Below are 26991 nucleotides of genomic sequence, written 5' to 3' on the forward strand. Positions count from 1 at the left end.
CGGCGTCATGGGGCCGAGTGATCGTCGTCTCCCAACCGGCCGGTAACATAGGACGGATCGAGGAAGAGGACTCAACGGTGAACACCTCCGAGCAGGCATCTGGCGGCGAGCTGCGCGTGCTCTACCAGCTGCACACCGAGCTGACGATCCTCACCCCGGCGCTCACGGTGGCCCCCGGCACGCCCGAAACGGCGACGATGACGGCGGGGCTGCGGGAGACCACCGCGGCCGCGGCCGAGCTGCTGGCCGTCGCGGAGCCCGACGCCCTCGACCACATCCGGCGCGCACTGGTTTATGCCGCCGCCCACGATTTCGCCGCCGCGTGCAGTGACCTCGCGTACGCCCAGCACCGGCTTTCCGTCCTGCTCCGCCGCGACGACCGGCCCCGCCGGTCCGAAGCCGCGCGCGAACCGACGCTGCGCTGGCGGATCGGGGCCGCCCCGGCCGCTCCGGGCAGGGAGCTCGACCGCCCCTGACAGTGCGGCGCGGTGTCATCGGCATTTCATCGGTCGTGCTTAGCGTCGCGGCATGGGGACACCGGACCGGAGCGGCACCCGGGCGATGGCCGTGCTGCTGCTGGCCGCGCTGGCGGTGCTGGGCCCGGGGATGATCATCTGGGGCGTCGGCGCCCTGAGCCTGACGGAGCCCCGCTGCGGTAACCGGACGATGTCGCCCGAGTTCACCTGCCGGATCACCCGGGACGGGACGGACGGCTGGGTGAGTTCGTCTTCCCGGCAGGAGAAGGCGAACGATCGCGACCCGGCGAACTCCAGGACGTATCAGCAGATGGAGGACGACCAGCGCGCTACCGGGCGGTTCCGGATCGGTGTCGGCGTGGCGTGCGTCGTGATCGACGTAGCGGTGCTGACCGCGCTCGCCGTCTCGTCTGTCAGACGGCGGGGCCAGCTGATTTCGTCACCCGTGGGCCGGTTTCGTCACGCGCGGCCACGCGGGCGGCGGTGACGACGTCCCGTAACGTCGCCGCTTGACATGAAGCCGACTTGAGCTCCCAGAATTTAGGTAAGCCTAACTTTGGGAGCTGAGATGGAAGCACAGGCAACGCTGCGGCGGCTGCTGAGTGGCGCGATGGCCACGCACGTCCTCGGGGTCGCCGCGGACCTCGGGCTGGCCGACACCATCGGGGACGGCGCGGGACTCGGGGTCATCGCCGACGCGCACGGCATTCCGCCGGAGCGGATGGTCCGCCTGCTGCGGGCGTTCGCGAGCCTCGGCTGCTGCTTCGAGCGCGCGCCACGGGTGTACGCGCTCACCGAGGTCGGTTCCTTGCTGCGCAAGGACGATCCGGGGTCGCTGCTCGATTTCGCGAAGCTGTCCACCACACCGGTCACCGAGCGGCCGTGGCTGCGGTTGAAGGACAGTCTCCGTACTGGGCGTCCCGCGTTCGAGGACGTCTTCGGCAGGCCCGCGTTCGAATATTTCGCGGACGAGCCGGCGCAGGCGGCGGTGTTCAACGCGGCGATGAGTCAAGGGACCCGGGAATTCGCCGAGGCAGTGCCCCGCTACTACGATTTCGGCCGGTACGCGACCATCGCCGACATCGGCGGCGGGGACGGCACCCTGCTCGCCGGGATCCTGCGCGGTGCGCCCGGCTCCCGCGGCGTCCTGTTCGATCTCGAGGCGGGCAGCGCCGGCGCGGCGGAAAACCTCGGCGCCGCAGGGGTTTCCGAGCGGTGCGACGTGGTGGCGGGGGATTTCCGCGAGGCCGTGCCCGGGGGCGCGGACCTGTACGTGATCAAGAGCGCGCTGCACAACTGGGACGACGACCACGCGGCCGTCATCCTGGGCAACTGCCGCGCCGCGATGAACCAGGGCGGCAGGGTGCTGATCGCCGATCCGGTGCTGCCCGACGCGCTGAGCGAGGACGAGCGGCTGTTCGACCCGTATCTGATGGACCTGCACATGCTGGTCGTCGTCGGCGGGAAGGAACGCACCCGGAGCGAGTTCGAGACGGTGTGCGCGCGGGCGGGCCTGGCCGTCACCGCGATCACGCCGGTTCCCCCGACCGGCCTTTGCCTGATCGAGGCCGAGGCACGGTGACCGCAGGCGAAACGGTGCGCGGCTGGCTGCACGGGGCGATGGCGGCGCGGCTCGCGGGGGTGTTCGCCCGGCTGGGCATGGCCGATCTGATCACCGAAGGGAACGGAACACTCGACGCGCTCGCCCGCGCGTGCGACATGGCACCGGAGCGGGCGATCCGGCTGCTGCGCGGATTCGCCGACATCGGTCTGTGCGCCGAGGACGCATCGGGGACGTTCACGCTCACGGAGGCGGGAGCGTTGCTGGGCAAGGGAAGCGAGCTGAACGACGTTGTCCGGCTGATGACCGATCCGGTGACCGAGCGTGCCTGGGCGGCGGTGGAGGCCGGGGTGCGCTCCGGCCGCGGCGGGTTCCACGAGGCGTTCGGGATGTCGATCTTCGAGCACATGGACGGCGATCCGGAACTCCGCACGCGGTACGACCGGTTCATGGGCGGGCACACCGTCGCGATCGCGGAGGAGGTGGGGGAGCACCACGACTTCGGCCGCTACCGGCGCGTCATCGACGTGGGCGGCGGGGACGGCACGTTGCTCGCGGTGCTCTCACAGCGGTATCCGGAGCTGCGCGGGCGAGTGTTCGACCGCGCCGACGGCGATTTCCTGCGCGAGGTGCCCGCCGGGGCCGACGCCTACCTGCTCAAGTGGATCCTGCACGACTGGCCCGACGACGAGGCCGTCACGATCCTGCGCAACTGCCGTGCCGCGACGCCCCCGCACGGCAGGGTGCTCGTCGTCGAGCTGATCCTGCCGGAGCGCGGAAGTCCGGACCGGGCAAGGGATCCTGCGCTGACCGACCTGAACATGCTGACGATCTACGGCGGGCGGGAACGTACCCGCGACGAGTTCGAGTGGCTGTTCGCTCAGGCCGGGCTCGCCGTCGAACTGGTCACGCCACTGCCGTCGGGAATGTCCCTGATCGAGGCGGTACCCATGTGATCGTGTTCCCCGGTTCTCAAGCGCCCCAATGTGGCGTTCGGTGCGTTGAGCGCACCCAATGCCACATTGGGGCGCTCGACCGCCGGGATCTCAGACCTGTTGGCCCAGCTTGAAACCCTGCTGTTCGGACGTGTAGGAGAAGCCGTCCGCGCCGATCGTGACGTCGGCCTCGCGTGCGTCGGAGCGGACCACCAGTGGCTGGATCGAGCCGTCGAGGTCCAGCACGGGCGAGGCTTCGGCGTACCAGCTCGGCACCACCGGATTGCCCCACCAGTCGCGCCGCTGGTTGTCGTGCACATCCCAGGTGATGACCGGGTTGTCCGGGTCGCCCGTGTAGTAGTCGTGCGTGTAGATCTCGATGCGGTGCCCGTCGGGGTCGCGCAGGTAGAGGTAGAACGCGTTCGACACACCGTGGCGGCCCGGGCCCCGCTCGATCATGCCGGACTTGCGGAGCGCGCCGAGGTGATCGCAGATGTGCAGGATCTGGTGTCGTTCGTGGCCGGCGAAGGCGACGTGGTGCAGGCGCGGCCCGTCACCCCCGGTCAGCGCGACGTCGTGCACCGTCGGTTTGCGGAACATCCAGGCGGCGTAGACGGTGCCCTGGTCGTCCTGGATGTCTTCCGATACCCGGAAACCGAGTCCTTCGTAGTACCGGCGGGCGGCCGGGACGTCCGGGGTGCAGATGTTGAAATGGTCCAAACGGGACAGTGCGCCCGCGCCGTGGACGTCGTAGCGCTGGGTGAACCGTTCGACGTGCTCGGCCTCGTGGAAGAACTCCACCGGGAAGCCCAGCGGGTCCACGATCCGTACCGCCTCGCCGATCCCGCGGGTCGCGCCCGCCGGACGGCGTTCCACCCGGACGCCCAGTTCCCGGTAGTACGCCTCGGCGAGATCGAGGTCGGCAGGGGTGCGCACCCGATAGGCGAGTACGGCGAGCGCGGGCGTGCTTCCCTTGCGCAGCACCAGGGAATGGTGCAGGTACTCCTCGAAAGCGCGCAGGTAGATCGCGTCGTCGTCCTCGCGGGTGACGACCAGCCCGAGTACGTCGACGTAGAACGCGCGGGACGCGGCGAGGTCGCTGACGACGAACTCGGCGTAGGCGCAGCGGATCACGTCCGGCGGTGTCGCGGTCATGACTGTCCTTTCTGGACTCCGAAGCGCGTGGTGTGCACGGCGCCGAGCGTCACGTGGATCGCCTGCTGATGGGTGTAGAAATCGATCGAGCGGTAGCCGCCCTCGTGCCCGAGGCCCGACGCCTTGACGCCGCCGAACGGCGTGCGCAGGTCGCGGACGTTGTGCGAGTTGAGCCAGACCATGCCCGCCTCGACCGACTGCGCGAAGCTGTGCGCCCGGTTCAGGTCCGAGGTCCACAGGTAGGCGGCCAGGCCGTACTTGACGCCGTTGGCCAGGGAAAGCGCTTCCTCTTCGGTGTCGAACGGGGTGATCGCGACGACCGGGCCGAAGATCTCCTCCTGGAAGATCCGCGCGTCGGCAGGCACGTCGGCGAACACCGTGGGCGCCACGTAGTTCCCGGTGTCCAAACCGGACGGACGGCCGCCGCCGGCGAGCAGCCGCCCCTCGGACTTGCCGAGTTCGACGTAGCTCATGACCTTCTCGTAGTGCTCCGGGTGCACCAGCGCGCCGACCTCGGTCACCGGGTCGTGTGGATCGCCGACGACGATGTTCCGCGCCCGTTCCGCATACCGGGTGCAGAACTCTTCGTAGACCGGGCGCTCCACGAGGATCCGGCTGCCCGCGGTGCAGCGTTCGCCGTTGAGGGAGAACACCCCGAACAACGTCGAGTCGATCGCGGCGCCGAGATCGGCGTCGGCGAACACGATGGCCGGGGATTTCCCGCCCAGTTCCATCGACATGCCCTTGAGCCCGGTGGCACAGTTGCGGAAGATGGTCTGCCCGGTCGCGGACTCGCCGGTGAACGAGATCAGCGGGACGTCCGGGTGTTTGACCAGCGCGTCGCCCGCTTCCTCGCCGAAACCGTTGACGAGGTTGAAAACCCCGTCAGGCAACCCGGCTGAGCGGAAGATCTCCGCCCACAGGCTCGCCGAAAGCGGCGTGAACTCGGCGGGTTTGAGCACCACGGTGCAGCCGGAGGCGAGCGCGGGCGCGAGTTTCCAGCTCTCCAGCATGAACGGCGTGTTCCACGGGGTGATCAGCCCGGCGACGCCGACGGGCTTGCGGTGCACGTAGTTCACCTGCCGTCCCGGCACCCGGTAGGTGTCATCGGCCTGCGCGACGATCAGATCGGCGAAGAACCGGAAGTTCTCGGCCGCGCGCTGGGCCTGGCCGAGTGCCTGGGTGATCGGGAGGCCGGTGTCGAAGGTTTCCAGCTCCGCCAGCCGGGCGTCCTGTGCCTCGACGGCGTCGGCGATCCGGTTCAGGATCCGGGCGCGCGCACGCGGCAGCAGGCCGGGCCACGGTCCCTCGGTGAACGCCTTCCGCGCCGCGGCCACGGCGCGGTCGACGTCCTCGGCCTGTCCGGCGGCGGCCGTCACGTAGGCCTGGTTGGACACCGGGTCGAGCACGTCGAACGTCTTCCCGGAGACGCTGTCGACGAGTTCGCCGCCGATGTAGTGCTGGATCCGGGAGGGCAGGTTCTCGGGGATGTGGTGCTTCGCCATGCCTACTTTCCTTTCACGGTGAAGCCGTCGACCGGGCTGAGGTAGGCCTCGCCCTGGGCCATCAGGTCCTTGATCCGGGCGACGCCGGCGTCGGTCGGGGCGATCAGCGGCGGCCGGACCAGCCCGGACCCGATCAGCCCACGGTGTTCGAGCACCCATTTGCCCGGCGCGGGATTCGTTTCCACGAAAAGGAGATCCACCAGGGGGTGGAGTCCATAGTGGATTTCCCGGGCGAGGTCGAGGTCGCCTTCCTGCCAGGCCTGGTACATCCGCGCGCAGGCCGCGGGCGCGATGTTGGCGGTCGCGCTGACGAACCCGGCGCCGCCGAGCGCCAGCAGCGGCAGGCAGAGCAGCTCGATCCCGGACCACACCAGCAGTTCCTTGCCGCACAGGTGCAGTACCCGGGAGAAGTGCTCGAAGTCCTTTGTAGTCTCTTTGATCCCGGCGAAGTTGTCGAGTTCGCGGAACAGCCGGGCGACCGTTTCCGGAGCGATGTCCACCGCGGTCCGGCTCGGCACGTTGTAGGCCACGATCGGCAGATCGGGGAATTCCCGCGCGACGGTGCGATACCAGGTATAAAGCGCTTCCTGGGTGGGGCGGGCGTAGTACGGCGTGATGACGAGCACCGCGTCGGCACCGGCCTCGGCCGCGATGGCGGTGAGTTCGAGCGTCTCGTCGAGTTTCGCCGATCCGGTGCCGGGCACGAACGGGACGCGATCGCCGACCTCGGCGGCGACGGTGCGGATCGCCTCGGCGCGTTCGGCGATCGTCTGCGCGCCGGGTTCTCCGGTGGAGCCGCCGATCGAGATGCCGTGCGACCCCGCCGCCAGCTGCCACCGCACCAGGTTCGCCAGCCCGTCGTGGTCGACGGCGCGCTCGGCGGTGAACGGGGTCATCAGCGGCGCGATCGAACCCCGGATCGACTGGGGATCTGCGCGGAAACGCATGGACTTCCTCCTGGGTCTCTTACCAATGAGACGGAAAGTAAGCCGGCAAAGAAACCGGACGGACCTGCGGGAACCACTTACTTTCGGTCGGTTTGGTATCTATCGGCACAGTGCTATGAATGGCGTTCGGCCTGGTACGCCTGGAAGGCGTGCAGGGTCGCCAGCCGGTGTTCGCGGACGGCCAGTTCGATCTCGTGCGCGGGCGCGCCGCGTTCGAGCAGGCCGAGGATCTTTTCGTGCTCGGCCACCGATTCCTTCGCGCGGCCGGGGACGAAGGTGAACGTCGAGCTGCGCAGCCCGGACAGCCGGTTCCAGCCGCGGGTGACCAGGTCCAGCACCTGCGGGTTGGGGCAGGGGCCGAACAGCGCGGCGTGGAACTCGCGGTTGAGCGCGGTGAACCGGTTCGGCTCGAAGTGGTCGAGGCAGTCCGCCAGCTCGGCGTTGAGCGCCTTCGCCTTTTCGAGCACTTCCGGCGGTGACACCTCGGAGGCGAGCGCGGCGGCGTAACCCTCGACCAGTGCGAGGGTCTGCATCGTGTGCTGGTAGTCGGTCTCGTCGACCATCGCGACCTGCGCGCCGATATTGCGTTCGAAGGTCACCAGTCCCTCGGCCTCCAGCATCCGGATCGCCTCGCGGACCGGCACCACGCTGACGCCGAGTTCCTGGGCGATCTGGCCGAGGACGAGCCGGTAGCCGGGGGAGAAGGTGCCGTCGTGGATGCGGGCCTTGATCCACTGGTAGGCGATCTGCGATTTGCTCATCGCGTGCGAATTCATGGCTTCGGCTGCCATGCGGCGTACCTCGCCTTCCAGCTCTCGTCCATCGGGTAGAGCCCCTCGACGCGCTCGCCCGCGGCCACCTGTTCGGCGATGAACGCCTCCTGGCGCTCCTGCTCGATCGCCGCGTCCACCACCTCTTCGACGAGCCGCGGCGGGATGACGAGCAGGCCGTCGGCGTCCCCGACGACGACGTCGCCCGGACACACCGACGCGCCTCCGCAGGCGACGGTCACGTCGACGTCCCATGGCACGTGCCGCCTGCCGAGCACCGCGGGATGCGCCCCGGCGTGGTAGGTCGGGATGTCGAGCGCGGCGACCGCGGCGACGTCGCGGACTCCGCCGTCGGTGACGATCCCCGCCGCGCCCTTGACCTGCGCACGCAGCGCGAGGATGTCGCCGACGGTGCCGGTGCCGCGCTCGCCACGGGCCTCCATCACCAGGATGTCGCCGGGTTCGAGCGCGTCGAACGCGCGCTTCTGGGCGTTGTAGCCGCCGCCGTGCTCACGGAAGAGGTCTTCGCGGTGCGGGATGTAGCGCAACGTCCGCGCGCGGCCGATCAGCCGTGCGCCCGGCTTCGTCGAGGTGAGGCCGTCGATCGACACGTTGTCGTAGCCACGTTTGCGTAACTGCGCGGAAAGCGTCGCCACGCCGACACTTTCGAGTCGCTTTCGGAGATCCTCGGTGAGGACGAACCCGGGTTGCGTTGTCCCGTAAGCATCCGCGCGCTGTTGACCGTCCACACGGGGCAGTGCTCCGTACGATCCTAAGGGGACGGTCCCGGCGACGATCGGGGTCACCAGACGTCCGGTGGACAGCCCGCCACCGTCCACTTCGACCTCCACGACGTCGCCCGGCTGGACAACCGACGCGCCCGCGGGCGTGCCGGTGAGGACGACGTCGCCGGGTTCGAGGGTGATGAGCTGGGAGAGGTCGGCGACCAGCCGCCCGAAGCCGAACAGCAGATCGCCGGTGGTGTCCTCCTGGACGAGTTCGCCGTTGACCCAGGTGCGCACGCGCAGCGCGGCGGGGTCGACGGCGTCGGCGGGAAGGACCGACGGGCCGAGCGGGGTGAACCCGTCGCCGCCCTTCGACCGCAGGTTGGAACCCTTGTCGGCGTAGCGAAGGTCGTACACGCCGAAGTCGTTCGCGGCGGTGACGCCGGAGACGTGCGACCAGCCCTCCTCGGGGCTGACGCGGCGGGCCGCGGTGCCGATCACCAGCGCGATCTCGCCCTCGAACCCGAGCAGTTCGGTGCCCGCCGGGCGTTCCAGCGCGGCACCGCTCGCGGCTACGGACGTGGGCGGCTTGAGGAAGTAGCTCGGCTGGGCCGGGGTACGCCCGCGCTGCGCCGCCCGCGACGGGTAGTTGAGGTGCAGCGCGATGATCTTGCCGGGCCGCTCGGGAAGGGGAGACGCGCTGGTCATGGCTGAGTTCCTGCCTGGTGCTCGAACAACATATCCGAAATGATATACGATCCTGGGGTCGGTGGCCCGGTCAGCGGCCGTAGTGCAGCCACACGGACTTCGTCTCGGTGTAGGCGTCCAGTGCCCACGGGCCCATCTCGCGGCCCCAGCCGGACGCCTTGTAGCCGCCCCAAGGCGCCGCCATATCCGGGATCGGCGGCATGTTGACGAACACCGCGCCGGCCCGGATCCCGTCCGAAAACCGTTGCGCCGTACCGATGTCCCGCGTCCACACCGTCGCGGCGAGCCCATACTCCGTGTCGTTCGCGCGGGCGAGCAGTTCGTCCTCGTCGTCATAGGGCGTGACCGCGAGGACCGGGCCGAAGATCTCTTCCCGCATGATCGTCATGTCGTCGCCGACGCCGGCGAACAGGGTCGGTGCGTAGAAATAGCCGTCGCCGTCGACGGACTGTCCGCCGGTGACCAGCTCCGCGCCCTGTTCGCGACCGGTCGAGACGAGGAAGTCGACGTGCTCGCGGTGTTTGGCCGACACGAGCGGACCCAGTTGCGTGGATTCGTCGAGGCCCGGCCCGAGGCGCAGGCCGCCCAGGCCTTCGGCGAGCTTCCCGACGAACTCCTGTTCGCGCTTCCGGTCGACGTAGAACCGCGTGTACGCGGCGCAGACCTGGCCGGTGTTCAGCGTCGCCCCGGCGAGGTTGCCCGCGACCGCCGCGTCGATGTCGGCGTCGCGGGCGATGATGCTCGGGGCCTTCCCGCCGAGTTCCAGGGTGAGGCGCTTGAGGTTCGACTCCGCGCTCGCGGCGGTGATGAGCTTCCCGACCGCGGTCGAGCCGGTGTAGGACAGGTGGTCGACGTCCGGATGCGCGCTGAGCATGGCGCCGACCGAACCGTCCCCGGTGACCAGATTGACCACCCCGGGCGGGAATCCCGCTTCGTGCGCGAGTCCGACCAGCCGGATACTGGTCAGCGGCGTGACCTCGCTCGGCTTGATCACCACGGTGTTGCCGGTGGCCAGCGCGGGCGCGAGCTTCCAGGCCAGGATCATCAGCGGGAAGTTCCACGGCGTGATGAGCGCGTTGACCCCGACCGGCTCGCGGCGGGTGTAGTGCAGGGTGTCCGGGAACGACACCGGGTTGGTCGTGCCCTGGATCTTGGTGACCCATCCGGCGAAGTACCGCAGATGCTCGGCCGTACCCGTCACGCTCACCTGGCGGGAGATCCCGATCGGCTGCCCCTGGTCGCGGGTTTCGAGCGCCGCCAGCTCTTCGTGGTGCGCGTCGACCAGATCAGCGAGGCGGAACAGCAGCGTGGCCCGCTGGACCGGTAGCAGCCCGGCCCACTCGGGCGCGGTCAACGCCCGGCGCGCGGCGCCGACGGCGGCGTCGACATCGGACCGCGACGCCGTGCCCACCTCTTCGAGCACCTTGCCGGTGGCCGGGTCGAGGGTCGCGATGGCGCCGCCGCCCGCCGTGGTCCACTGTCCGTCGATGAACAGGCGTGTGGTCATCCCGAGTTCCTCCTCGACCGGCGGATCGCACGGACCCTTGTGGTGATCGAGTATCGGCGGACGCCGCTATCCCGGTCTTGTCCGCCAAGGCACGCCGATTGTCGCCCAGCGAAGGGATCTTCCCGGAACGGACGTGCCGCGCGGCCGGGTTGCGAGGCTGGGACCATGGACGTGATTGTGGTGGGCGCGGGTTCGGCGGGGTCGGTCCTCGCGCGGCGGCTGGCCGACGCGGGTGCCCGGGTGACGTTGCTCGAAGCGGGTGGCGTGGACGCGAATCCGGCGATCCACGACCCTTCGCGGGCGGGGGAGCTGTGGCACGGGCCGGAGGACTGGGACCTCTACACGGTGCCGCAGCGGCACGCGGCGAACCGCAGGCTGCATCTGCCCCGCGGCAAGGTGCTCGGCGGCTCGCACGCGCTCAACGCGATGATCTGGGTGCGCGGGGCACCGCACGACTACGACAGCTGGCGGATACCGGGCTGGGCATGGTCCGATGTGCGGCCGGTGTTCGAGGACATCGAAAAGGATCTCCTCGACGTCGTCCCGAACGAGCCGCTGCACCCGATCCAGAAGTCCATTGTGGACGCCGCAATGGCGGTGGGGCTGCCGTTCAACCCGGACTACAACGGCGAGCGGCTCGACGGCGTTTCCGTGCAGCGCATCACGCTACGGAACGGAAAGCGGCTCACCACCTGGCTCGCCTATGCCCAGCCGCTGCTGGGGTCGGGCACGCTGACCGTCCACACGGGAGCGCTGGTGCACCGCCTGCTGTTCGAGGGTACCAAGGCGGTAGGCGTCGTGGCCGAGATCGGCGGCAAGCCCCGGCGCTGGCGTGCCGACCGGGTGGTGCTCGCCGCGGGCGCGCTGGCCTCGCCCGCGATCCTGCTGCGCAGCGGCGTCGGCCCGGCGGACGAACTCGCCGCGCTCGGCATCGACGTCGTCGCCGATCTGCCCGGCGTGGGCCGGAACCTGCACGACCACCTGCTGTCGCCGGTGATCTTCACGACCGACCGGCGCGAGGTCGAACCCCCGGCGCCGGGACGTTCGGTCACCCAGACGCATCTGTTCTGGCGCAGCAGGCCGGGCCTGGCCGTGCCGGACACGCAGCCGATCCACTTCAGCGTGCCGATGTACGAATCGTGGATGACCGGCCCGGCAACGGGATTCTCCCTCATGGCGGGCATGGTTTCGCCACTGAGCCGGGGCAGCCTCCGGCTGAGTGGACCGGACGCGGACGACGCCCCGCTCATCGACCTCGCGGCGCTGGCCGAGCCCGCCGACTTCGAGAGCCTCGTCGCTTCCGTCGAGCAGTGCCGGGAGATCGGCCGGGCCCCGGCCCTGGCGGAGGAATGGGGCGCGCGCGAACTGTATCCCGAACCCGGGGACGACGTCCGCGAGTACGTGCGCCGCACCGCCATCACCTACCACCACCAGGTCGGGACCTGCCGCATGGGCACCGGAGAGGACGCGGTGGTCGATCCCGAACTGCGGGTGCGCGGGATCGGCGGGCTGTGGGTCGCCGACGCGTCGGTGCTGCCGACGGTGACCACCGGGAACACCAACGCTCCCGCCGTCCTGGTCGGCGAGCGCGCGGCGCGGTTCATGCTGAGCCGATAACACCCGGGCCGGTAGCGCCCAGGACGCGGCGGAGCCAGGAGGACCGGGCGGCCAGCGCCGCCTTGGTCACCTCCGCCGTGGGCGCGAACCGGTCGAAGCCGTGGTAGGCGCCCGCCCAGACGTGCAGTTCCGCCGGCACGCCCGCCTGCCAGAGCCGTCGCGCGTAGTCGATGTCCTCGTCGCGGAAGATCTCGACGGCGCCGACCTCGATGAAGGCGGGTGGCAGGCCGGCGAGGTCGGTGGCGCGGGCGGGCGCGGCGTACTCCGAGGTCTGCCCGTCCAGCAGTGAGTGCCAGCCGAACGCGTTGCCCGCCCGCGTCCAGACGCCGCTGTCCCCGTATTCCACAGTGGACGGTGAGTCGTTGCGGTCGTCGAGCATCGGGCACAGCAGCAGCTGACCGGCCAGCGCCGGACCACCGCGGTCCCTGGCCAGCAGGGCGACACCGGCGCTGAGGCCGCCGCCCGCGCTGCCACCGCCCACGACGAGTTTCGCCGGGTCGAATCCGAGTTCGGCGGCGTTGTCCGCCATCCAGGCCAGACCCGCGTAGCAGTCCTCGATCGGCGCGGGATGCGGGTGCTCGGGCGCCAGCCGGTATTCGACGGTGACCGCGACGAACCCGAACTCCTCGACGAGACCGACCATCCGCGGCAGATCGGCGAACCGGTCGTCCATCACCATCCCGCCGCCGTGGATGTTGTAGAACCCCGGCGCGCCCGGCGTCAGGACTCTGGGCCGCAGGACGGTGACCGCGACGTCGGCGCCGGGCACGAGCCGGTCTTCCCAGACCAGATCGCGCTCGCCGACGGCTTCCGCGCAGCCGGGATTGTTCTCACGCAGCGCCGCGCGGATGGCGGGCAGGGAATCGGCGCCCAGCGCGGGGCCGTCGGGAAGGTCCCGCAACGCCTCGGCCAGCTCCGGATCCAACGCACTCACGGCCCCTCCGGATCGACCACGTCGCGATCCGCCCACAGCGGCTCCGCCAGTGCCCGCAGTTCGGCGGCGCCGACGCGCTCGACGAGGTCGACCGCGCCGAGGTTGTCCTTCAGCTGCTCGGTGCTGGTGGCCCCGAACAACGTCGTGGTGTTCGCGGGATGGGTGAGCGTGAAGGCGAGGCAGAACCGCGCCGCGGTGGTGCCCAGCTTCTCGGCGATTTCGGCCACCTGGACAGCGGATTCGGCGATGCGGCCGCGGACCCCGCCGGGATCGCGGCCGATCTGGCGGGCACCCGCCGTCTTGCCCAGTAGCACGCCGCCCTCGAAGATGTCCGAGGACTGCAGGGAAACGCCGAGTTCGCCGAACACCGAAGCGAACGGCCGACCGTCCGGAATGGACCGTCGGGCCACGCTGTACTTCAGCTGAGCGAGCGCGGGTCCCGGCACGTTCTCAGCCCGTGCGAACTCGTGCAGTGCCCGGATCGTCGTGGCGGACCAGTTGTTCACGCCCCACTGCCGGATCAGCCCGGCCCGGCGCAGCTCGTCGAGATCCAGCACGAGCTGGTGCAGGCCGGTGTCGTCGCGCCGCAGATCGCCGAGGACGACGAGATCGGCGTGGTCGGTCCCGGCCCGGAAAAGCGCGTTCTCGAGCTGCCCGCGCAGGCTGTGCCCGGGGTACCCTTCGAGCCAGAGTTTCGAGGACAGCAGGTAATCGTCGCGCTTGAGCCCGGCCGCGCGCACCATCGCGGAGAACAGCACGTCGGTGAACACCGGCTCGCCGCCGGGGATGCCGTACACACCGACGTCGAACAGGGTGATCCCGGCGTCGACCGCGGTCCGCAGCAGGGTGACGGCCTCGCGGAAGTCCATCCGGTCGTAGGTGTGCCACGAGCCGAGGGCCAGCACGCCGGTACGCGGGCCGTCCCTGCCGATACTGCGTTGGGGAATCACGGACATGCGGGAACTCCTAAGGAAGGCGGGGATCGATGACGGCCTTGAGCTCTTCGAGCCGGGACATCGACTCGACACGGCCGGAGGCGCCGGAGAGGCCGACGGGCGCGCTGAACAGCTCGTCCCACGGCATCCGGCCGGTGAACGTGCGGAAGAACTCCACCGAACGGTGATAGTCGGCGATGTCGCCGTTGAGCGAGCCGACGACGGTGAGTTCCTTGCCCATGACCGTGCCCAGCGGCACGGGGGAGGGCCGTGGCCCGGTCGAGCCGACGATCGCGACGGTGCCGCGCTGGGCCGCGAACCCGACGGCCTCCTCGCCGATGGTCGGACCGCCGGCGAAGTCGAAGACGTGATCCGCGCCGCGGCCGCCGGTCAGCTCGCGGACCCGCTCGATCCGGTCGGCGGGCTCGGTGTAGACCGGGATCGTCGCGGTGGCACCGAACTTCTTCGCGGTTTCGAGCCGGTCCGCGGGACCGCCGACGGTGATCACCGTGCCCGCGCCGGAAATCCGGGCGACGGCGGTGGCGAACACGCCGAGCGCGCCCGCGCCCTGGACGACGACGGTCGCCCCGGGCCGGACGCCGCCGCACCGGGCGAACGCGCGCAACACGGTTTTGCCAGCGCAGCCGGACATCGAGGCCCAGGTGTCCTTGACCTCCCCTGGCAGCAGCAGTTTGGCCGCGCGTGGCGTCACGTAGCAGTACCGGACGAGACCGCCGGTGGAGTAAGGGAATTCGTCCGCCCGCTGGAGGAAACCGTAGCCCCGGCTCGCGCACGCCACGGGTTCGCGCAGGATCGCGCAGCCGTGACATTTCCCGCAGGTGGCCTCCGACCAGCCGACGCGGTCACCGGGCACGATGTCCCGGCCGAGGGTGTCGGTGGTGCCTTCGCCGGTGGCGACGACCTCGCCGACCATCTCGTGACCGAGCACCATCGGGAGCATGCCGGGGAAGGTCATCTCGCCGGACCAGAGGTGTACGTCCGTGCCGCACAGGGTAGTGCAGGTGACCCGGACCAGTGCGGCGCCGGGTTCGAGCGTGCCGGGAAGGGGGAGTTCCCGCAGGGACAGCGCGGTGCCGTGTTCGGTGAGCACCGCGGCTTCGGTGGTCGTGGGAAGCGGCATGGATCTTCGTCTCCGCTCTCGCCGTTGAGTGTGCGGTTAGTCTACATTCGTGGAAGAAAAAGTCCATGGCCCGGGAGGAACCTTGCCATCTCAACGAATTCGTCCCGCGTCGCTGGTGGTCCGGGGTGGCACGGTGCTCACCTTCAACTCGCTGGGGACCGTCGCGCGGGAGCTGGCCGTGCGGGACGGCCGGATCGTCGCCGTCGGTGACGACGTCTCGGCGCACGTCGGTTCGCGCACCCGGATCATCGAACTGGCGGGGCGGACCGTGTTGCCGGGGATCAACGACACGCATCTGCACGCGGCGTGGCTCGGCGCGCGCTGGCCGCATACGCTGATGGGCGACGCCGGATTCATAGAATACGAAGAGAAACCGGTGACGACCGCCGCCGACCGGCAAGCGGCGTTGCTGCTTGCCAGCGAACTGTGCGCGTCGCTGGGGATCACGAGCTACACCGAGCCGGGGCTGGGGCCGGGCGAGACGGGCTGCTTCGCGCAGGAGACGCTCGACGAGTACGCGGCGATGGCGCACGCGGGGCAGCTCAAGGCCCGGGTCACCGTCCTGCGGCTGTTCGGCCTGCTCGACGGTCCCAGTTCGCTCGGCGACTTCGCGCGCGGGCTCGCGACATCGGTTCCAGACTCGGATCCCTTGTGGCTCAAGGTGAGCGGGGTGAAGATCTTCGCCGACGGCATTCCGCCGATGGGCTCGGCGTGGACGCGGCACTGCTACGCCGACGGGACTCACGGCCACCTGCTCGTCGACGGCGCCGACGACACCGCCCGCGAGCGGAACATGACCGCGATGATCAGGCTGGCGCACGAGGCCGGGATGTCCGTCGGGGTGCACGCCACGGGCGATCGGAGCATCGAGGCGGCGCTCGGTGCGCTGAGGCGCGGAGACCATGTCGTGCACGGCGACCTTGTGACCCCGGAGCAGCTCGCGCGGATGGCCTCGCGGGGCATCGGGTTGACCACCCAGCCCGCGATCGCCGCCGCGATGGGCGACCTCATGGCGACGACGATGGGCGCCGACGTCGCCGCGAAGGCGTGGCCGCTGCGCGAGATGCTGGACTCGGGCGTGCCGCTCACCCTCAGCAGTGACGCGCCGGTGGTGACCCCGGACTGGCGGGTGCACGTGGCCGCCGCAGCCCGGCTGCTGGGCGCCAACGGCCCCGATCCGGCGCTGATGACGCGTCTGCTGCGGTGCTACACCACAGCTGCCGCGGCGCAGGACGGCACGGCGAGCTGGAAGGGCTCGCTGTCGGTCGGCAAGGTCGCCGATTTCTGTGTGCTGTCGGCGAATCCGCTCGAAATCGCGCCCGCCGACCTGCCCGGGGTCGAGGTGGAGACCACCGTCACCGCCGGGCAGATCGTCCACTCCGGATAGTCCACAACGGACTCAGACGAGCAGCTGGCCGCCGTCGACCTGGAGGCAGGCGCCGGTGATGTGGCGGGCGTCGGACGAAGCGAGGAAGAGCACCGACGGCACGACGTCCGCCACCGACGCGATGGAGCCCAAGGGGATCCGGGCCTCCCATGCCTGGCGGGCGGCGCTGTCGGACGCGAATCCGGCCGTCATCGGCGTGAGCACCGGGCCGGGGGCGACGGCGTTGACGCGGATTCCGTGCGGGGCGAGTTCGAGGGCGGCCGACCGGGTGAGCGCGTCGACGGCGGCCTTGGTCGCCTCGTAGTGGCCGAGGCCGGGCGTGGGCTGGCGGGCGCCGATCGAGGAGATGTTCACCATCGCCCCACGCGTGCCCGCCGCGATCATGTGCGCGCCGACCGCCCGGGTCATGAGGAACGTCCCCCGGAAGTTGACCCGCACGCACCGGTCGAACACCTCGACGTCGAGCGCGGTGAGCGGGCCGCCTCCGCCGGCGAGGCCCGCGTTGTTCACCAGGACGTCGATCGGTCCCGTCCGCCCGGTGACTGCGGCGACGGCCGCGTCCACCGACGTGGGATCGGAGATGTCGACCTCGACGTGGTCGACGCCGAGTTCCCGCGCGACGTCCCGCGCCGCGTCGCCCGAAATGTCGGCCACGACGACCCTGTCGCCTTCGGCCGCGAACGCTTCGGCCGCGGCGCGGCCGATTCCGCTCGCGCCGCCGGTCACCACCACGGTTCTCTTGTTCATTCTACGATCGTAGACTAAAACTGGTTTCCGTTGCCAGCGAAAGGAAATCCTGTGAACGAGAAAGACACCGTGCCGGTGCGGCAGCTCGGCGAGGGCGGGATCACCACATCGGTGTTCGGCCTCGGCTCGTGGAACACCTGGGACCGGATGGAGTTCGACGACGCGGTCCGCCTCATCCGGGCGGCCGTGGACGCGGGTGTGACACTCTTCGACGTGGCGCACTACGACATGGGCCCGCACGCCGAGGGTTCCCGGACCGACGTGATCTTCGGGAAGGCGGTCCGGGCCGCCGGAGTGCGCCGCGAGCACTACCAGCTGTGCGGGAAACTGTGGCTGTGGGACTATCCGCGCACGGGTTTCGCGCAGCAGCTGGAAACGGCGCTCGGCCGGGTCGGCGTCGAGCGCGCCGACGTCGTGGTCGTCGGCGACTACTTCGAACCGCCGGACGTGCCGCGGATCGTCACCGAGGTGGCCGAGCAGATCCACGCCGGCCGGTTCGGCGGCTGGGGCGTCAACAACTGGGCCGTTGCGGATCTCGACCGTGCGCTGGAGTTCGCTGACGCCGAAGGGCTGCCGGGGCCGGTTTTCGCGCAGCTGAAGTACAGCGTGGTCCGCCGGTCCATGGCCGAAGGGCCGTTCTATGCCAAGCATTTCGCCTCGGGGCGGCTGGCGTTGCAGGCGTCGGACATCTTCGAAGGCGGGGTGCTGCTGGGCAACCGCTTGCCGACCCGCAAGATCGGCGCGGACGTCGGCGGGATCCGCGAGTCCATTATGGACGCCGCCGGTGTGCTCAGCGGGATCGCCGCGGAGTTCGGCGTCACCGCGTCGCAACTCGCCATCGCTTTCTGTCTCGCCTATCCGCCGGTGGCGAACGTCCTTTTCGGAGTGAGCCGCCTCGCTCAGCTGGAGGACAACCTGGGCGCGCTGCGGCTGTTCACCGAGCACGGCGCGGAGGTGCGGGCCGCCGTGGAACACCTGTGGCTGGACAAGGCGGTGAACCCCGACGGCACCTGGTGACGGCGGCTGAGCTGAAGGGGACTTTCCTCGCATCGGATGAGACGAAAGTCCCCTTCAGCAGCTTCAGAACGCGCCGAGGAACTCCAGGGCGGCGGCCTTGAACTTCGCCCCGCGCAACGCGCCGCCGTGATCGCCGGGCACGGTGACCAGATCGCTGCCCGGCACCAGCGCCAGCAGCTGTTCGACGCCCTGACTGACCGGATCGTCCCTGCCCGCCACGAACCGAGTCGGTACCCGGAGCGTGCCGACGGCCGGGGCGAACGGCGCGCTCCGGAGCCCTTCGATGCACCGGCACAGCGCCACCGGGTCACGGCCGGGCGCGCTGATCATCCGCGCGATCATCGCGGTCAGCGGGTCGCCGGGCAGCTTCCCGCCGGTGGCGTAGGCCAGCGCGGCCTCGACGTCGATGGCACCGAACGGCTCCATCGGGCTGATCCCGCCCAGCACCAGCCGCCGCACGGGAAGGAGTTCGGGCAGTTCCCAGGCCAGCCGTGCGCCGAGCGAGTAGCCGATGACGTCCACTTCGGACAGTTCGGCCGAAGCGCCGACGGCCCGCGCCAGTTCCCCGGCGATCGCTTCGGGAGTGGCGGACGCCGCGTCGGCGGGCGCCGGACTGGAGCCGTGGCCCGGCAGGTCGGGCACGATCACCGGGCGGCCGGCCGAGGTGAGCGCCGCGGGCCAGCCGGTGGTGACCCAGTCGGTGTGCCCGTCGGAGGCGAAACCGTGCACGAGCAGCACGGGCGGGCCGGTGTCTGCGGACGTCTCCGGCACGTACCGGCCGACGGCCAGGGAGGTGGTGGCGGACAAGGAAATCCTTCTTCCTTTACTCAGCGGGGTGCCCGGCGCCGGGTGCGCAGGCGTTGTAGCTCGGACAGCGTCCGCGCGCGGGCGTCGACGGCGACACGCAGCGACGAGCCGATGAGGTTCAGCAGGAACACGCACAGCATGATCGTCACGCCGGGCACGACGACCAGCCACGGCGCGACGACGAGGTACGACCGGCCCTCGGCGATCATGTTGCCCCAGGTCGGGGTCGGCGGCGCGATGCCGAGGCCGAGGAAGCTCATCGCCCCGTCGACCAGCATCGCGGCCGCCGACAGGATGACGACCTGGACCAGGGCGAGCGGCAGCACGTTCGGGAACACGTGCACCAGCAGGATCTTGCCCCGGCTCATCCCGGACACCCTGGCCGCGCCGATGTAGGACCGGCCGGCGACCCCGAGCACCCGGCTGCGCACGACCCGGGCGGTGAACGGGGTGAAGATGACCGTCAGCGCGATCAGCTCGGTCCAGATGCTCGCACCGAGCGACACGGCGAGCGCCATCGCGAGAATGATCGCGGGGAAGGACATCCACGCGTCCATCAGCCGCATCAGCACCGCGTCCGCCCGCGGGTAGAACCCGCTGACCAGGCCGATCACCATCCCGGAGAACGCCGCGCACAGGGTGATCAGCGCGGACAGCCCCAGTGAGGCCCGGCCGCCGGACACCAGCCGCGCGAGCACGTCCCGGCCGTAGGAGTCGGTCCCCAGCGGATGGGCGCCGGACGGCGGCAGCAGCCGGTGCACCGGATCGGTCGCGCTGACACTGGGCAGGAACACCGGCAGCACGAGCACCGCCAGCACGATCAGGCCCAGCAGCGCGGTCGACACGACCAGGACCCGGTTGCGGCGGAACAATCGGGCCACACGGCCTGGCGCGCGGGCGGTACGCACGGATTCGCTCTTGTCCACGAGGGCGACACTCACGAGACACGCACCTTCGGGTCGAGCAGCGCGTACGACAGGTCGACCAGCATGTTGACCAGCACGAACAGCACCGCGACGAACAACGTCACGCCCTGGATGAGCGGGAAGTCACGGGTCGACACCGCGCCCATGAGCAGATGGCCGAGGCCGGGGATCACGAAGATCGACTCGATGATCACGATACCGCCGACCAGCATGGCGAAGTTGCTGCCCAGCTGGGTGATCAGCGGCATCATCGCGTTCGGCAGCACGTGTTTCAGCAGCACCTGACGTTCCGAGAGTCCCTTGACGCGCGCGGTGCGCAGGTACGCCAGGGGGAGTTCGCCGAGCAGGCTTTCCCGCAGCGTCAGCACGAACAACGCCGTCTGCCCGATGACGAGCACCGCCAGCGGCAGCACGAGTGCGGGCACTGAGGCGACCGGATCGGTGAACAGGTTGTGGTAGCCGCTGGAGGGAAACCAGCGGAGCGTCACCGAGAAGATCAGCACGAGTACCAGCGAGATCCAGAAGTCCGGCATGGCCATCCCGAGCGAGGACAGCCGGTCGAACGCCCGCGCCACCGGGTTGCGCGGCGACACGGCCTGCCAGGTGGTGATCGCCACCGACAACAGGAAACTGATGACGGTCGAGAGCACGGCCAGGGTCAGTGTCGGGAGGATGTGCTCGGCGACCACCTTCAGCACCGGCGCGTGATAGGTGATCGACGTGCCGAAGTCGCCTTGGACGACGTGGCCCGCCCAGCTCAGGTATTGCTGCCACAGCGGCCCGTCCAGGCCCATGCTCGCCCGCAGCGCGTCCACATCGGACGGACGTGCCGTCGGCCCGAGGATCGCCAGCGCCGGATCGCCGGGGATCAGCCGGATGACGAAGAACATCATCGTGCCGACGATCACCAGGATGAGGACGAGATCGCGCAGCCGGCGCAGCAGCACTCCGGTCATGACGCCGCCAGCCAGGTGTTCCAGAAGACGCGGTAGAAGTCGCCGTATCCCTTCACCCGGGGCGTGTAGGCCGCGTACAGCCTCGACTGGCTCAACGTGATCACCGACAGCTGCTTCCAGGTGAACGTCTGGAACTTGTCGACCACCGCCTTGGCCTGCTCGGGCGAGTTCGACGCGTTGTAGCCGGCCATCAGCTTGTCCATCTCGGGAGAGGACGAGCCGTTGAGCGTGCCGAGGGTGAGCGCGGGCATCTGCGCGGGTGCGGTCAGTGCCGCATCGAAGAACAGAGTGGTCAGGTCCCAGCCACCCGGCTCCTTCATCAGGGTGCCGAGCATCGTCGCGAAGTCGTAGGTGTCGATCTTGGCGGTCAGCCCGATCTTGGACAGCGAATCCTGGATCAGCACCGACCATTTGGCGAACTCGGGGTAGGAGTTGCTGGTGACGATGCGGATCGGCGTCCCGGCGGTGACTCCGGCCTCGGCCAGCAGCTGCTTGGCCCGCGCCGGATCGTGCCGCCGGTAGACGTCGTCGCCGACGGTCGAATAGAACGCCTTGTTGTCGGGGGAAGCGAACGCGCCGGTCTCGACGGTGAGTTCCTTGCTGCCCCCGGTCGCGGCGTTGATCGCGGGCTTGTCGAGCAGCAGGTTCAGCGCCTCCCGCGCCCGCGGATCGGCGAAGCGGGAGCCGGGGTTGAAGTTCGGGATGATGACGTTCTCGTTGCCACCCGGCAGGTTGTGCACCACGACGCCCGGATTCTTCTTGAGGATTTCGTACTGGTCGTTGGTCGGCATCGCATGGTCCCACTGGCCGGTCTGCAATCCGTTGATCAGCGCGTCCTGATCGGCGACGACCTTGTAGGTGACGGTGTCGAGATAGGCGTGCTTGGCGCCGGCCTGTCCGCCCCAGTCCTCTTCGGACCGTGACTTGTAGCCGTCGTAGCGCTGCAACACCAGCTGCTGGCCGATATCCCAGCTCTTGAGCTTGTACGGCCCGGTGCCGATCGCCTTGTCCTGCCCGAACCCCGTCGCGGGCAGGCCTTCGAGGTTCTTCGCCTCGTAGATCTCGGTGCCCGCGCCGGCGAGTTCGTCGATCAGCGGATAGCGTGGCTTCTTGAGCTTGATCACCACCGTCGCCGGATCCGGTCCGGTGACCGACTCGATGTCCGGGGCGACCAGCTGCCCGGTCCGGTGGGCCTTTTCCCAGCGCTGCAGGCTGGCCACCACGTCGTTCGCGGTGAGCGGGTTGCCGTCCTGGAAGGTGACGCCCTGCCGGAGTTTGAAGGTGTAGGTGAGCTTGTCCGGGCTCGTCGTGAAGCTGTCGGCGAGCATCGGCCGCGCGGTGAACGTCTTGTCCACTTCGAACAGTTTCTCGTACATCATGTTGCCGATGTGCGCGGTGACCTGGCCGGGATTGGCGACCATGTCGAGCGACTGCGGATCGGTCGGCACCGCGACGGTCAGGTTGCCGCCGCGGACCGGCGGGCCGTCCGCGGACTGCGCGCCCGGGGCGTCGCCCATGCACGAGGTGAGCAGGAGGGTGCTCGTGGCACCGAGCGCGGCGAGGACGGCGGTGCGCCGCCGTACGGGAGAGGAGGTCATGAGCCCTGCGATCCTGTGTGGGGGACGGGGAGTTCGGGATTCGCCGCGAGCAGGCGGCGGGTGTACTCGTGACGCGGGGTGAGCCGGACGGCGTCCGGGGTGTCGACCTCGATCAGCTCGCCGCGGTACATCACCCCGACGCGGTCGGCCACCGAGAGCACCAGGCTCAGGTTGTGCGTGATGAACAGCAGGCTGAGAGTGCGGGTGCGTCGCAGTTCCAGCAGCAGGTTCATCACCTGGCCCTGCACCGAGACGTCGAGCGCGGAGGTCGGCTCGTCGGCGACGATGAGCTCCGGCTCGGCGGCGATGGCGCGGGCGATCGAGACGCGCTGACGTTGTCCGCCGGACAGCTGGGACGGCAGTTTTCCGGCGGTGTCCCGGGGCAGGCCGACCTCGTCGAGCAGATCCCGCACGCGTCGTTCGAGTTCGGCGCCGCGCAGGGAAGTGAGTTCCCGCAAGGGTTCGGCGATAATCCGGGCCGCGGTGTGGCGGGGATCGAGCGAACTCTGCGGGTCCTGGAAGATGAGCTGCGTGCGCCGCCGGAACGCGCGTTCGTCGCCGTCCAGCCCGTCGGCGGTGCAGCGGTGCTCGCCGAAGGTGATCGTTCCGGACGTCGGGGTTTCCAGTGCGCTCACCAGACGGCCCAGCGTCGACTTGCCGGAGCCGGATTCGCCGACCAGCCCGAAGAACTCGCCGGGCGCGATTTCGAGTGACACTTCGCGTACCGCGTGCACTTCCGGTTCGCGGTTCAGGGAGAACCGCCCACGTCGTCCGTACACTTTGGACACCGAGTCGATGGTGAGCACCGTGCCCTTGCCCTCGGTGGCGGGACGTTGGGGGGAGAGCGTCCTGGTCTCCGTGGCGGTGGTCGATTCCCCCGTCATCGCGGCTTCGAGCAGGGTCTCGGAGATCGTCGGGAATCCGTCACGCCTGCTGACGCCCAGCTGGGGAACGCAGCTCAGCAACGCGCGCGTGTACGGGTGCTTCGCTCGGAACAGAATGTCCTCTCCTGCCCCTGATTCGACGAGGGAACCGCGGTACATCACCGCGATCCGGTCGGCGACCTGCGCGGCCACGCCCATGTCGTGGGTGATGAACACGCACGCCATGCCGTGGTCGCGGCGGACGCGGTCGAGCAGCGTGAGGATCTCGGCCTGGGTGGTGACGTCGAGAGCGGTGGTCGGCTCGTCCGCGATGAGCAGGTCCGGATCCGCCATCAGCGCCAGCGCGATCATCACGCGCTGCTGCATGCCGCCGGACATCTGATGCGGGTAGAGCGCCATGGTCCGGTCGGCGTCGGGCAGGCCGACCTCCGCCAGCAGGCCCCGCGCCTTGGCGTCGGCTTCCTGGTGCAGCGGCGATCGGCGGCGGACCGCCTGGCGTGGCGCGGATCCGGGTTTACGGTACGCCTCGATCAGCTGTTTCCCGACGCGCTGCCCGGGGTTGAGCGAATCGAGCGCCTCCTGGAAGATCATCCCGATCCGCGGCCCCCGGTAAGCGCGCATTTCTTCAGCGGACAGCGTGGTGACGTCCACACCGTCCACAGTGATCTCTCCGCGTGTGCGGACCGGCGCGACGAACTCGAGCAGCCGGATGATCGACAGCGCCGTCACGGTCTTCCCGCTGCCGGACTCGCCCACCACACAGAGCGTGCGGCCCTCGGCGAGATCGAGGGAAAGCTCTCGTACGAGCTCACGTTCGACATCGTCGGTGACGACGCCGACTGTGAGATCCCGGATCGCGAGCAGCGTCATGCTGCTGTGCTGGTAGATACCAAACCGACCGAAAGTAGGCGGTTCCCGTAGGTCTGTCCGATCTCCTTGTTGGCCTACTTTCGGCCTCATTGGTAAGTCCCCTTCCTCGTGCCCGTCGTGTCGCACGGGCCGGACTGCCGGGCGAACGGCTCCGGCAGGGGTAGTTCTACGCATGTTGACACCGGTGACCGGTCGTGTCAATGGTTTTATTCTACAAATGTAGGAAGTCGATTTCCGCCCGGTTTTGCTTGCTGTGCGAGGAAAATCGACCCTGGATTTTTTTGTCTACGGTTGTAGAGTGTCCGGCGAGTCAACCCTGAGGAGAGTGACCGTGACCGGGTCAACCAGAACAGCCAGTCCCGACCGGATCGTGGACATCGCCGTGGGCTACATGGCGGCGAAACAGCTCTTCGCCGCGAGCCGGATCGGTTTGTTCGCCGCGCTCGCGGACGGCCCGCTCGACGCCGCCGCGCTGGCCGCGAAGATCGGGAAACCGGCGCAGATCGCCCGCATCCTCGGCGACACGATGTCCTCGCTGGGCCTGCTCTCGCGCGTTGAGGGCCGCTATGAGCTGGGTGCCGACGCCGCCGCGTACCTCGCCGGAGGCGGTCTGGACCTCTCACCGTTCCTGACGTTCCTCGACTCGATCAGCTATCCGCACTGGCTCCAGTTCGAGCACACCGCCGACACCGGCGAGCCGGGCAAGCTCGACGTCGGGGGCGATCGCTGGGACACGTTCCTCTCCGGTGTCATGACGTATAACGCCCTACACGCCCGGATGCTGGCCGCCGCGTTCGACTACGGGCCGCACGAAAAACTCCTCGACCTCGGCGGGCTGTCGAGCGAATTCGCGCTGGAAGCCATGCGTGTCAACGAAAAACTGCACACGACGTTCGTCTTCGACCCGCGGTCGGTCGAGCCGGTCACCCGCGCGGTGGCCGACGCCGGATTCGCCGGGCGAAGCACCGTGGTGGGCGAGCCGGCCACCGAAGCGCGGCCGTCGGGGGAGTTCGACCTCGTCATGGTCAACCACGTCGTCCACCGGTTCACCGCCAGGGAGAACACGGAGATCCTGCGCCGCGCTCGTGCGGCCGCCGCGCCCGGCGCGACCCTGTTGTTGCTCGATTTCTTCCTCGATGACGACGCGGTCCAGCGGCCGCTCGACGCGTTGCACGCGGGGGAGTACCTGGTGATCGACGGGACCGTGGTGTACCCCGAGGCAGAGGTGCGGGCCTGGCTCATGGGCGCGGGCTGGCGGCCGGTGGACCGGCTGACCCTGCCGGGCAGTCCTCGCGTGCTCGTGGCCAAGGCGGAATGACCGTGGCTCTCGATCCCGCGGTCCGGGAGCTGCTCGCCCGCAGCGCATCGGCCTCCTCCGCCGCTCCCGCCAGGCCGCCCACGGCGGTGGAGCTGCGTGCCGCCTTCGACGCGTCCTGGCCTCGTCCTGCCTCGGTCGAGGCGGTCGAGTCGGTGACCGAGCATCAGGTGCCCGGCCCCGGCGGAGACGTCCGGGTCCGGCTGTACCTGCCGGAATCGGACGGGCCGGTGCCGGTGTTCGTGTGGATCCACGGCGGCGGCTGGACGATCGGCTCCATCGACGAGAACGACGTCGCCTCGCGGGCGGTGTGCAACGCGGCGAAAGTCGCCGTCGTCGCGGTGGACTACCGGCTCGCGCCGGAAAATCCTTACCCCGCGGCGCCGCAGGACTGTTATGCCGTCGTCGAGTGGCTGCACGCCGGAGGTGCCGGATCCACTGTGGATGGTTCCCGGATCGCGGTGGGCGGGGAGAGCGCCGGGGGCAATCTGTCCACAGTGGTCTCGATGATGTCCCGCGACGGCGGCGGCCCGCCGATCGCCGCGCAGGTGCTGATCTGCCCGGTCTACGGCCATCCCGACGACGGCTTCGCGTCCTATGTGGACTGCGCGGAAGGCTTCGGGATGACCGCCGCGGCGATGCGGTTCTTCTTCGCGCAGTACGTCACCGATCCGGCGCAGCTGAACGACCCGTACGTGCTGCCGTTGCGCGCTTCCGACCTCGGCGGCCTGCCCCCGGCGCTGGTGCTGACCGCGGAATACGACGTCCTGCGCGACGAGGGCGAGGAGTTCGCCCGCCGCCTCGCCGACGCCGGTGTCCCGGTGGAACTGACTCGCTACACCGGGCAGATCCACGGCTTCTACGGCCTGTACACGGACCTCCCGGCGTCACCACGCTCACACGCCCAGGCCGCTGCCTTCCTCCGAGAGGTCTTCTCCTGAGCCGGGAACCTCAGGGGCGGGTCAAGCGGTCCAAAAAGGACTCCAGGTGCCGGTGCTGCAGCGGGACCGTGGAGAACTCCCCGGCGACCAGGCTCATCACGTTGGCGCCGGCGTTGAGCAGCACGACCTCGTCGACCAGTTGCTCGTCCGGGGTCTCGGTGACGATGTCGCCGTCCTCGCGGCCCTCGGTGATATAGCGGTGCAGCAGGCCCCGCCACGAGCGGATGTGCTCCAGGTACTTGTCGTGCAGCTTCCGGTTCGACAGCGACATCTGCCAGAAGGTCAGCAGCACCCGGCCCGCGGTGATGCGCTCGGCGTCGATCGGCATCGAGGACACGCACAGCTCGCGCAGCGCGGCGAGCCCGCGCAGGCCGTCCAGTTCGACGTATTCGCGCATCATGTCCAGCGCCCGTACGTAGGTGGCCTCGATGATGTCTTCCTTGCTGGGGAAGTAGTGCTTGAGCGCACCGTTGGCGAAGCCCGCCGCGGCGGCGATCTCCCGCATCGTGGCGGCTTCGATCCCGCCCTGGATGATCAGGTCCCACGTCACGTCGACGATGTCGCTTCGTCGCTGGTCGTGGTCGATGATCTTCGGCATCGCGGCACCTCCCGCACTGGTTTGTCTAC

General features: G+C 69.5%; 25 protein-coding genes. 9 read left to right on the forward strand and 16 right to left on the reverse strand.

What is annotated here, in order from left to right; all coding sequences use genetic code 11:
• The first annotated feature begins 77 nt into the window (after window positions 1-77).
• The 4 genes from ACFW0G_RS13585 (at window position 78) to ACFW0G_RS13600 (ending at window position 2993) form a co-directional block, all read left to right on the forward strand.
• A complete protein-coding gene (locus ACFW0G_RS13585; RefSeq protein ID WP_378325423.1) occupies window positions 78-476 on the forward strand; it encodes a hypothetical protein in 399 nt (132 codons plus the stop codon).
• A gap of 52 nt (window positions 477-528) precedes the next feature.
• Window positions 529-963 carry a hypothetical protein gene (locus ACFW0G_RS13590; protein WP_378325424.1) on the forward strand — a complete coding sequence of 145 codons (435 nt, stop codon included), beginning with the start codon at window positions 529-531 and terminating at the stop codon, window positions 961-963.
• 81 nt (window positions 964-1044) lie between these two features.
• Entirely contained in the window at window positions 1045-2058 is a 1014-nt protein-coding gene (locus ACFW0G_RS13595) for a methyltransferase (protein WP_378325426.1), read from the forward strand.
• Window positions 2055-2993 (forward strand): methyltransferase, encoded by a 939-nt coding sequence (locus ACFW0G_RS13600; protein WP_378325427.1) that lies wholly within the window; start codon window positions 2055-2057, stop codon window positions 2991-2993. Before ACFW0G_RS13595 ends, ACFW0G_RS13600 begins: the two co-directional genes overlap by 4 nt.
• Window positions 2994-3083: 90 nt before the next feature.
• Here the strand turns inward: ACFW0G_RS13600 and hpaD are convergent, their stop codons facing one another.
• The 6 genes from hpaD to ACFW0G_RS13630 form a co-directional block, all read right to left on the reverse strand.
• A complete protein-coding gene (gene hpaD, locus ACFW0G_RS13605; RefSeq protein WP_378325428.1) occupies window positions 3084-4127 on the reverse strand; it encodes a 3,4-dihydroxyphenylacetate 2,3-dioxygenase in 1044 nt (347 codons plus the stop codon).
• A complete protein-coding gene (gene hpaE / locus ACFW0G_RS13610) occupies window positions 4124-5632 on the reverse strand; it encodes a 5-carboxymethyl-2-hydroxymuconate semialdehyde dehydrogenase (protein WP_378325430.1) in 1509 nt (502 codons plus the stop codon). The genes hpaD and hpaE overlap by 4 nt, the downstream gene beginning before the upstream one ends.
• A gap of 2 nt (window positions 5633-5634) precedes the next feature.
• Window positions 5635-6579, reverse strand: a complete 945-nt coding sequence (gene dapA / locus ACFW0G_RS13615; protein ID WP_378325431.1) for a 4-hydroxy-tetrahydrodipicolinate synthase — start codon at window positions 6577-6579, stop codon at window positions 5635-5637.
• A gap of 113 nt (window positions 6580-6692) precedes the next feature.
• Window positions 6693-7370, reverse strand: coding sequence for a GntR family transcriptional regulator (locus ACFW0G_RS13620; RefSeq protein WP_378325432.1), 678 nt, complete (start codon window positions 7368-7370; stop codon window positions 6693-6695).
• Entirely contained in the window at window positions 7352-8782 is a 1431-nt protein-coding gene (locus ACFW0G_RS13625; RefSeq protein WP_378325433.1) for a fumarylacetoacetate hydrolase family protein, read from the reverse strand. Before ACFW0G_RS13625 ends, ACFW0G_RS13620 begins: the two co-directional genes overlap by 19 nt.
• Before the next feature lie 70 nt (window positions 8783-8852).
• Window positions 8853-10289 carry an aldehyde dehydrogenase family protein gene (locus ACFW0G_RS13630; protein ID WP_378325434.1) on the reverse strand — a complete coding sequence of 479 codons (1437 nt, stop codon included), beginning with the start codon at window positions 10287-10289 and terminating at the stop codon, window positions 8853-8855.
• A gap of 165 nt (window positions 10290-10454) precedes the next feature.
• Between ACFW0G_RS13630 and ACFW0G_RS13635 the strand changes: the two genes are divergently transcribed.
• Window positions 10455-11906, forward strand: coding sequence for a GMC family oxidoreductase (locus tag ACFW0G_RS13635; RefSeq protein ID WP_378325435.1), 1452 nt, complete (start codon window positions 10455-10457; stop codon window positions 11904-11906).
• Here ACFW0G_RS13635 and ACFW0G_RS13640 read toward each other — a convergent pair.
• The 3 genes from ACFW0G_RS13640 to ACFW0G_RS13650 are packed head-to-tail and all read right to left on the reverse strand — an operon-like array spanning window position 11890 to window position 14916.
• Window positions 11890-12840, reverse strand: a complete 951-nt coding sequence (locus tag ACFW0G_RS13640) for an alpha/beta hydrolase (RefSeq protein WP_378325436.1) — start codon at window positions 12838-12840, stop codon at window positions 11890-11892. The two genes, ACFW0G_RS13635 and ACFW0G_RS13640, sit on opposite strands and share 17 nt — an antisense overlap.
• A complete protein-coding gene (locus tag ACFW0G_RS13645; protein ID WP_378325437.1) occupies window positions 12837-13796 on the reverse strand; it encodes an aldo/keto reductase in 960 nt (319 codons plus the stop codon). The genes ACFW0G_RS13640 and ACFW0G_RS13645 overlap by 4 nt, the downstream gene beginning before the upstream one ends.
• Before the next feature lie 10 nt (window positions 13797-13806).
• Window positions 13807-14916 carry a zinc-binding dehydrogenase gene (locus ACFW0G_RS13650; protein WP_378325439.1) on the reverse strand — a complete coding sequence of 370 codons (1110 nt, stop codon included), beginning with the start codon at window positions 14914-14916 and terminating at the stop codon, window positions 13807-13809.
• Between the two features lie 82 nt (window positions 14917-14998).
• Here ACFW0G_RS13650 and ACFW0G_RS13655 point away from each other — a divergent pair, with 82 nt between their 5' ends.
• On the forward strand, window positions 14999-16303 hold the full coding sequence (locus ACFW0G_RS13655; protein ID WP_378325440.1) for an amidohydrolase: 1305 nt from the start codon (window positions 14999-15001) through the stop codon (window positions 16301-16303).
• Window positions 16304-16315: 12 nt separating this feature from the next.
• Here the strand turns inward: ACFW0G_RS13655 and ACFW0G_RS13660 are convergent, their stop codons facing one another.
• Entirely contained in the window at window positions 16316-17050 is a 735-nt protein-coding gene (locus ACFW0G_RS13660) for an SDR family NAD(P)-dependent oxidoreductase (protein ID WP_378325441.1), read from the reverse strand.
• Between the two features lie 51 nt (window positions 17051-17101).
• Here ACFW0G_RS13660 and ACFW0G_RS13665 point away from each other — a divergent pair, with 51 nt between their 5' ends.
• Entirely contained in the window at window positions 17102-18067 is a 966-nt protein-coding gene (locus ACFW0G_RS13665) for an aldo/keto reductase (protein ID WP_378325442.1), read from the forward strand.
• Window positions 18068-18130: 63 nt separating this feature from the next.
• Here ACFW0G_RS13665 and ACFW0G_RS13670 read toward each other — a convergent pair whose 3' ends face one another.
• Genes ACFW0G_RS13670 through ACFW0G_RS13690 form a run of 5 tightly spaced genes read right to left on the reverse strand, consistent with a single transcriptional unit; the run spans window position 18131 to window position 24108 of the window.
• Window positions 18131-18874, reverse strand: a complete 744-nt coding sequence (locus ACFW0G_RS13670) for an alpha/beta fold hydrolase (RefSeq protein ID WP_378325444.1) — start codon at window positions 18872-18874, stop codon at window positions 18131-18133.
• Window positions 18875-18894: 20 nt separating this feature from the next.
• Window positions 18895-19815 carry an ABC transporter permease gene (locus ACFW0G_RS13675; protein WP_378325446.1) on the reverse strand — a complete coding sequence of 307 codons (921 nt, stop codon included), beginning with the start codon at window positions 19813-19815 and terminating at the stop codon, window positions 18895-18897.
• Window positions 19812-20756 (reverse strand): ABC transporter permease, encoded by a 945-nt coding sequence (locus tag ACFW0G_RS13680; protein WP_378325447.1) that lies wholly within the window; start codon window positions 20754-20756, stop codon window positions 19812-19814. The genes ACFW0G_RS13675 and ACFW0G_RS13680 overlap by 4 nt, the downstream gene beginning before the upstream one ends.
• A complete protein-coding gene (locus tag ACFW0G_RS13685) occupies window positions 20753-22354 on the reverse strand; it encodes an ABC transporter substrate-binding protein (protein WP_378325449.1) in 1602 nt (533 codons plus the stop codon). The genes ACFW0G_RS13680 and ACFW0G_RS13685 overlap by 4 nt, the downstream gene beginning before the upstream one ends.
• The gene (locus ACFW0G_RS13690) at window positions 22351-24108 is read right to left on the reverse strand and encodes a dipeptide ABC transporter ATP-binding protein (RefSeq protein ID WP_378325450.1); all 1758 of its coding nucleotides are present in this window, start codon (window positions 24106-24108) and stop codon (window positions 22351-22353) included. The genes ACFW0G_RS13685 and ACFW0G_RS13690 overlap by 4 nt, the downstream gene beginning before the upstream one ends.
• Before the next feature lie 331 nt (window positions 24109-24439).
• Between ACFW0G_RS13690 and ACFW0G_RS13695 the strand changes: the two genes are divergently transcribed.
• Together ACFW0G_RS13695 and ACFW0G_RS13700 are read left to right on the forward strand one after the other, a co-directional pair.
• Window positions 24440-25426, forward strand: a complete 987-nt coding sequence (locus ACFW0G_RS13695; RefSeq protein ID WP_378325451.1) for a methyltransferase dimerization domain-containing protein — start codon at window positions 24440-24442, stop codon at window positions 25424-25426.
• Window positions 25423-26364 carry an alpha/beta hydrolase gene (locus ACFW0G_RS13700; protein WP_378325452.1) on the forward strand — a complete coding sequence of 314 codons (942 nt, stop codon included), beginning with the start codon at window positions 25423-25425 and terminating at the stop codon, window positions 26362-26364. Before ACFW0G_RS13695 ends, ACFW0G_RS13700 begins: the two co-directional genes overlap by 4 nt.
• A gap of 10 nt (window positions 26365-26374) precedes the next feature.
• Here ACFW0G_RS13700 and ACFW0G_RS13705 read toward each other — a convergent pair whose 3' ends face one another.
• On the reverse strand, window positions 26375-26962 hold the full coding sequence (locus tag ACFW0G_RS13705) for a TetR/AcrR family transcriptional regulator (protein WP_378325453.1): 588 nt from the start codon (window positions 26960-26962) through the stop codon (window positions 26375-26377).
• Window positions 26963-26991 lie beyond the last annotated feature (29 nt).

This window comes from Amycolatopsis sp. NPDC058986 (assembly GCF_042741125.1).
Taxonomy (GTDB): domain Bacteria; phylum Actinomycetota; class Actinomycetes; order Mycobacteriales; family Pseudonocardiaceae; genus Amycolatopsis.

Coding starts and splice junctions, on each gene's coding strand:
- ACFW0G_RS13590 (WP_378325424.1), top strand. CDS start 529: ATGGGGACACCGGACCGGAGCGGCACCCGGGCGATGGCCGTGCTGCTG.
- ACFW0G_RS13660 (WP_378325441.1), bottom strand. CDS start 17,050: ATGAACAAGAGAACCGTGGTGGTGACCGGCGGCGCGAGCGGAATCGGC.
- ACFW0G_RS13635 (WP_378325435.1), top strand. CDS start 10,455: ATGGACGTGATTGTGGTGGGCGCGGGTTCGGCGGGGTCGGTCCTCGCG.
- dapA (WP_378325431.1), bottom strand. CDS start 6,579: ATGCGTTTCCGCGCAGATCCCCAGTCGATCCGGGGTTCGATCGCGCCG.
- ACFW0G_RS13680 (WP_378325447.1), bottom strand. CDS start 20,756: ATGACCGGAGTGCTGCTGCGCCGGCTGCGCGATCTCGTCCTCATCCTG.
- ACFW0G_RS13700 (WP_378325452.1), top strand. CDS start 25,423: ATGACCGTGGCTCTCGATCCCGCGGTCCGGGAGCTGCTCGCCCGCAGC.
- ACFW0G_RS13685 (WP_378325449.1), bottom strand. CDS start 22,354: ATGACCTCCTCTCCCGTACGGCGGCGCACCGCCGTCCTCGCCGCGCTC.
- hpaE (WP_378325430.1), bottom strand. CDS start 5,632: ATGGCGAAGCACCACATCCCCGAGAACCTGCCCTCCCGGATCCAGCAC.
- ACFW0G_RS13625 (WP_378325433.1), bottom strand. CDS start 8,782: ATGACCAGCGCGTCTCCCCTTCCCGAGCGGCCCGGCAAGATCATCGCG.
- hpaD (WP_378325428.1), bottom strand. CDS start 4,127: ATGACCGCGACACCGCCGGACGTGATCCGCTGCGCCTACGCCGAGTTC.
- ACFW0G_RS13645 (WP_378325437.1), bottom strand. CDS start 13,796: ATGTCCGTGATTCCCCAACGCAGTATCGGCAGGGACGGCCCGCGTACC.
- ACFW0G_RS13705 (WP_378325453.1), bottom strand. CDS start 26,962: ATGCCGAAGATCATCGACCACGACCAGCGACGAAGCGACATCGTCGAC.
- ACFW0G_RS13690 (WP_378325450.1), bottom strand. CDS start 24,108: ATGACGCTGCTCGCGATCCGGGATCTCACAGTCGGCGTCGTCACCGAC.
- ACFW0G_RS13595 (WP_378325426.1), top strand. CDS start 1,045: ATGGAAGCACAGGCAACGCTGCGGCGGCTGCTGAGTGGCGCGATGGCC.
- ACFW0G_RS13630 (WP_378325434.1), bottom strand. CDS start 10,289: ATGACCACACGCCTGTTCATCGACGGACAGTGGACCACGGCGGGCGGC.
- ACFW0G_RS13620 (WP_378325432.1), bottom strand. CDS start 7,370: ATGGCAGCCGAAGCCATGAATTCGCACGCGATGAGCAAATCGCAGATC.
- ACFW0G_RS13650 (WP_378325439.1), bottom strand. CDS start 14,916: ATGCCGCTTCCCACGACCACCGAAGCCGCGGTGCTCACCGAACACGGC.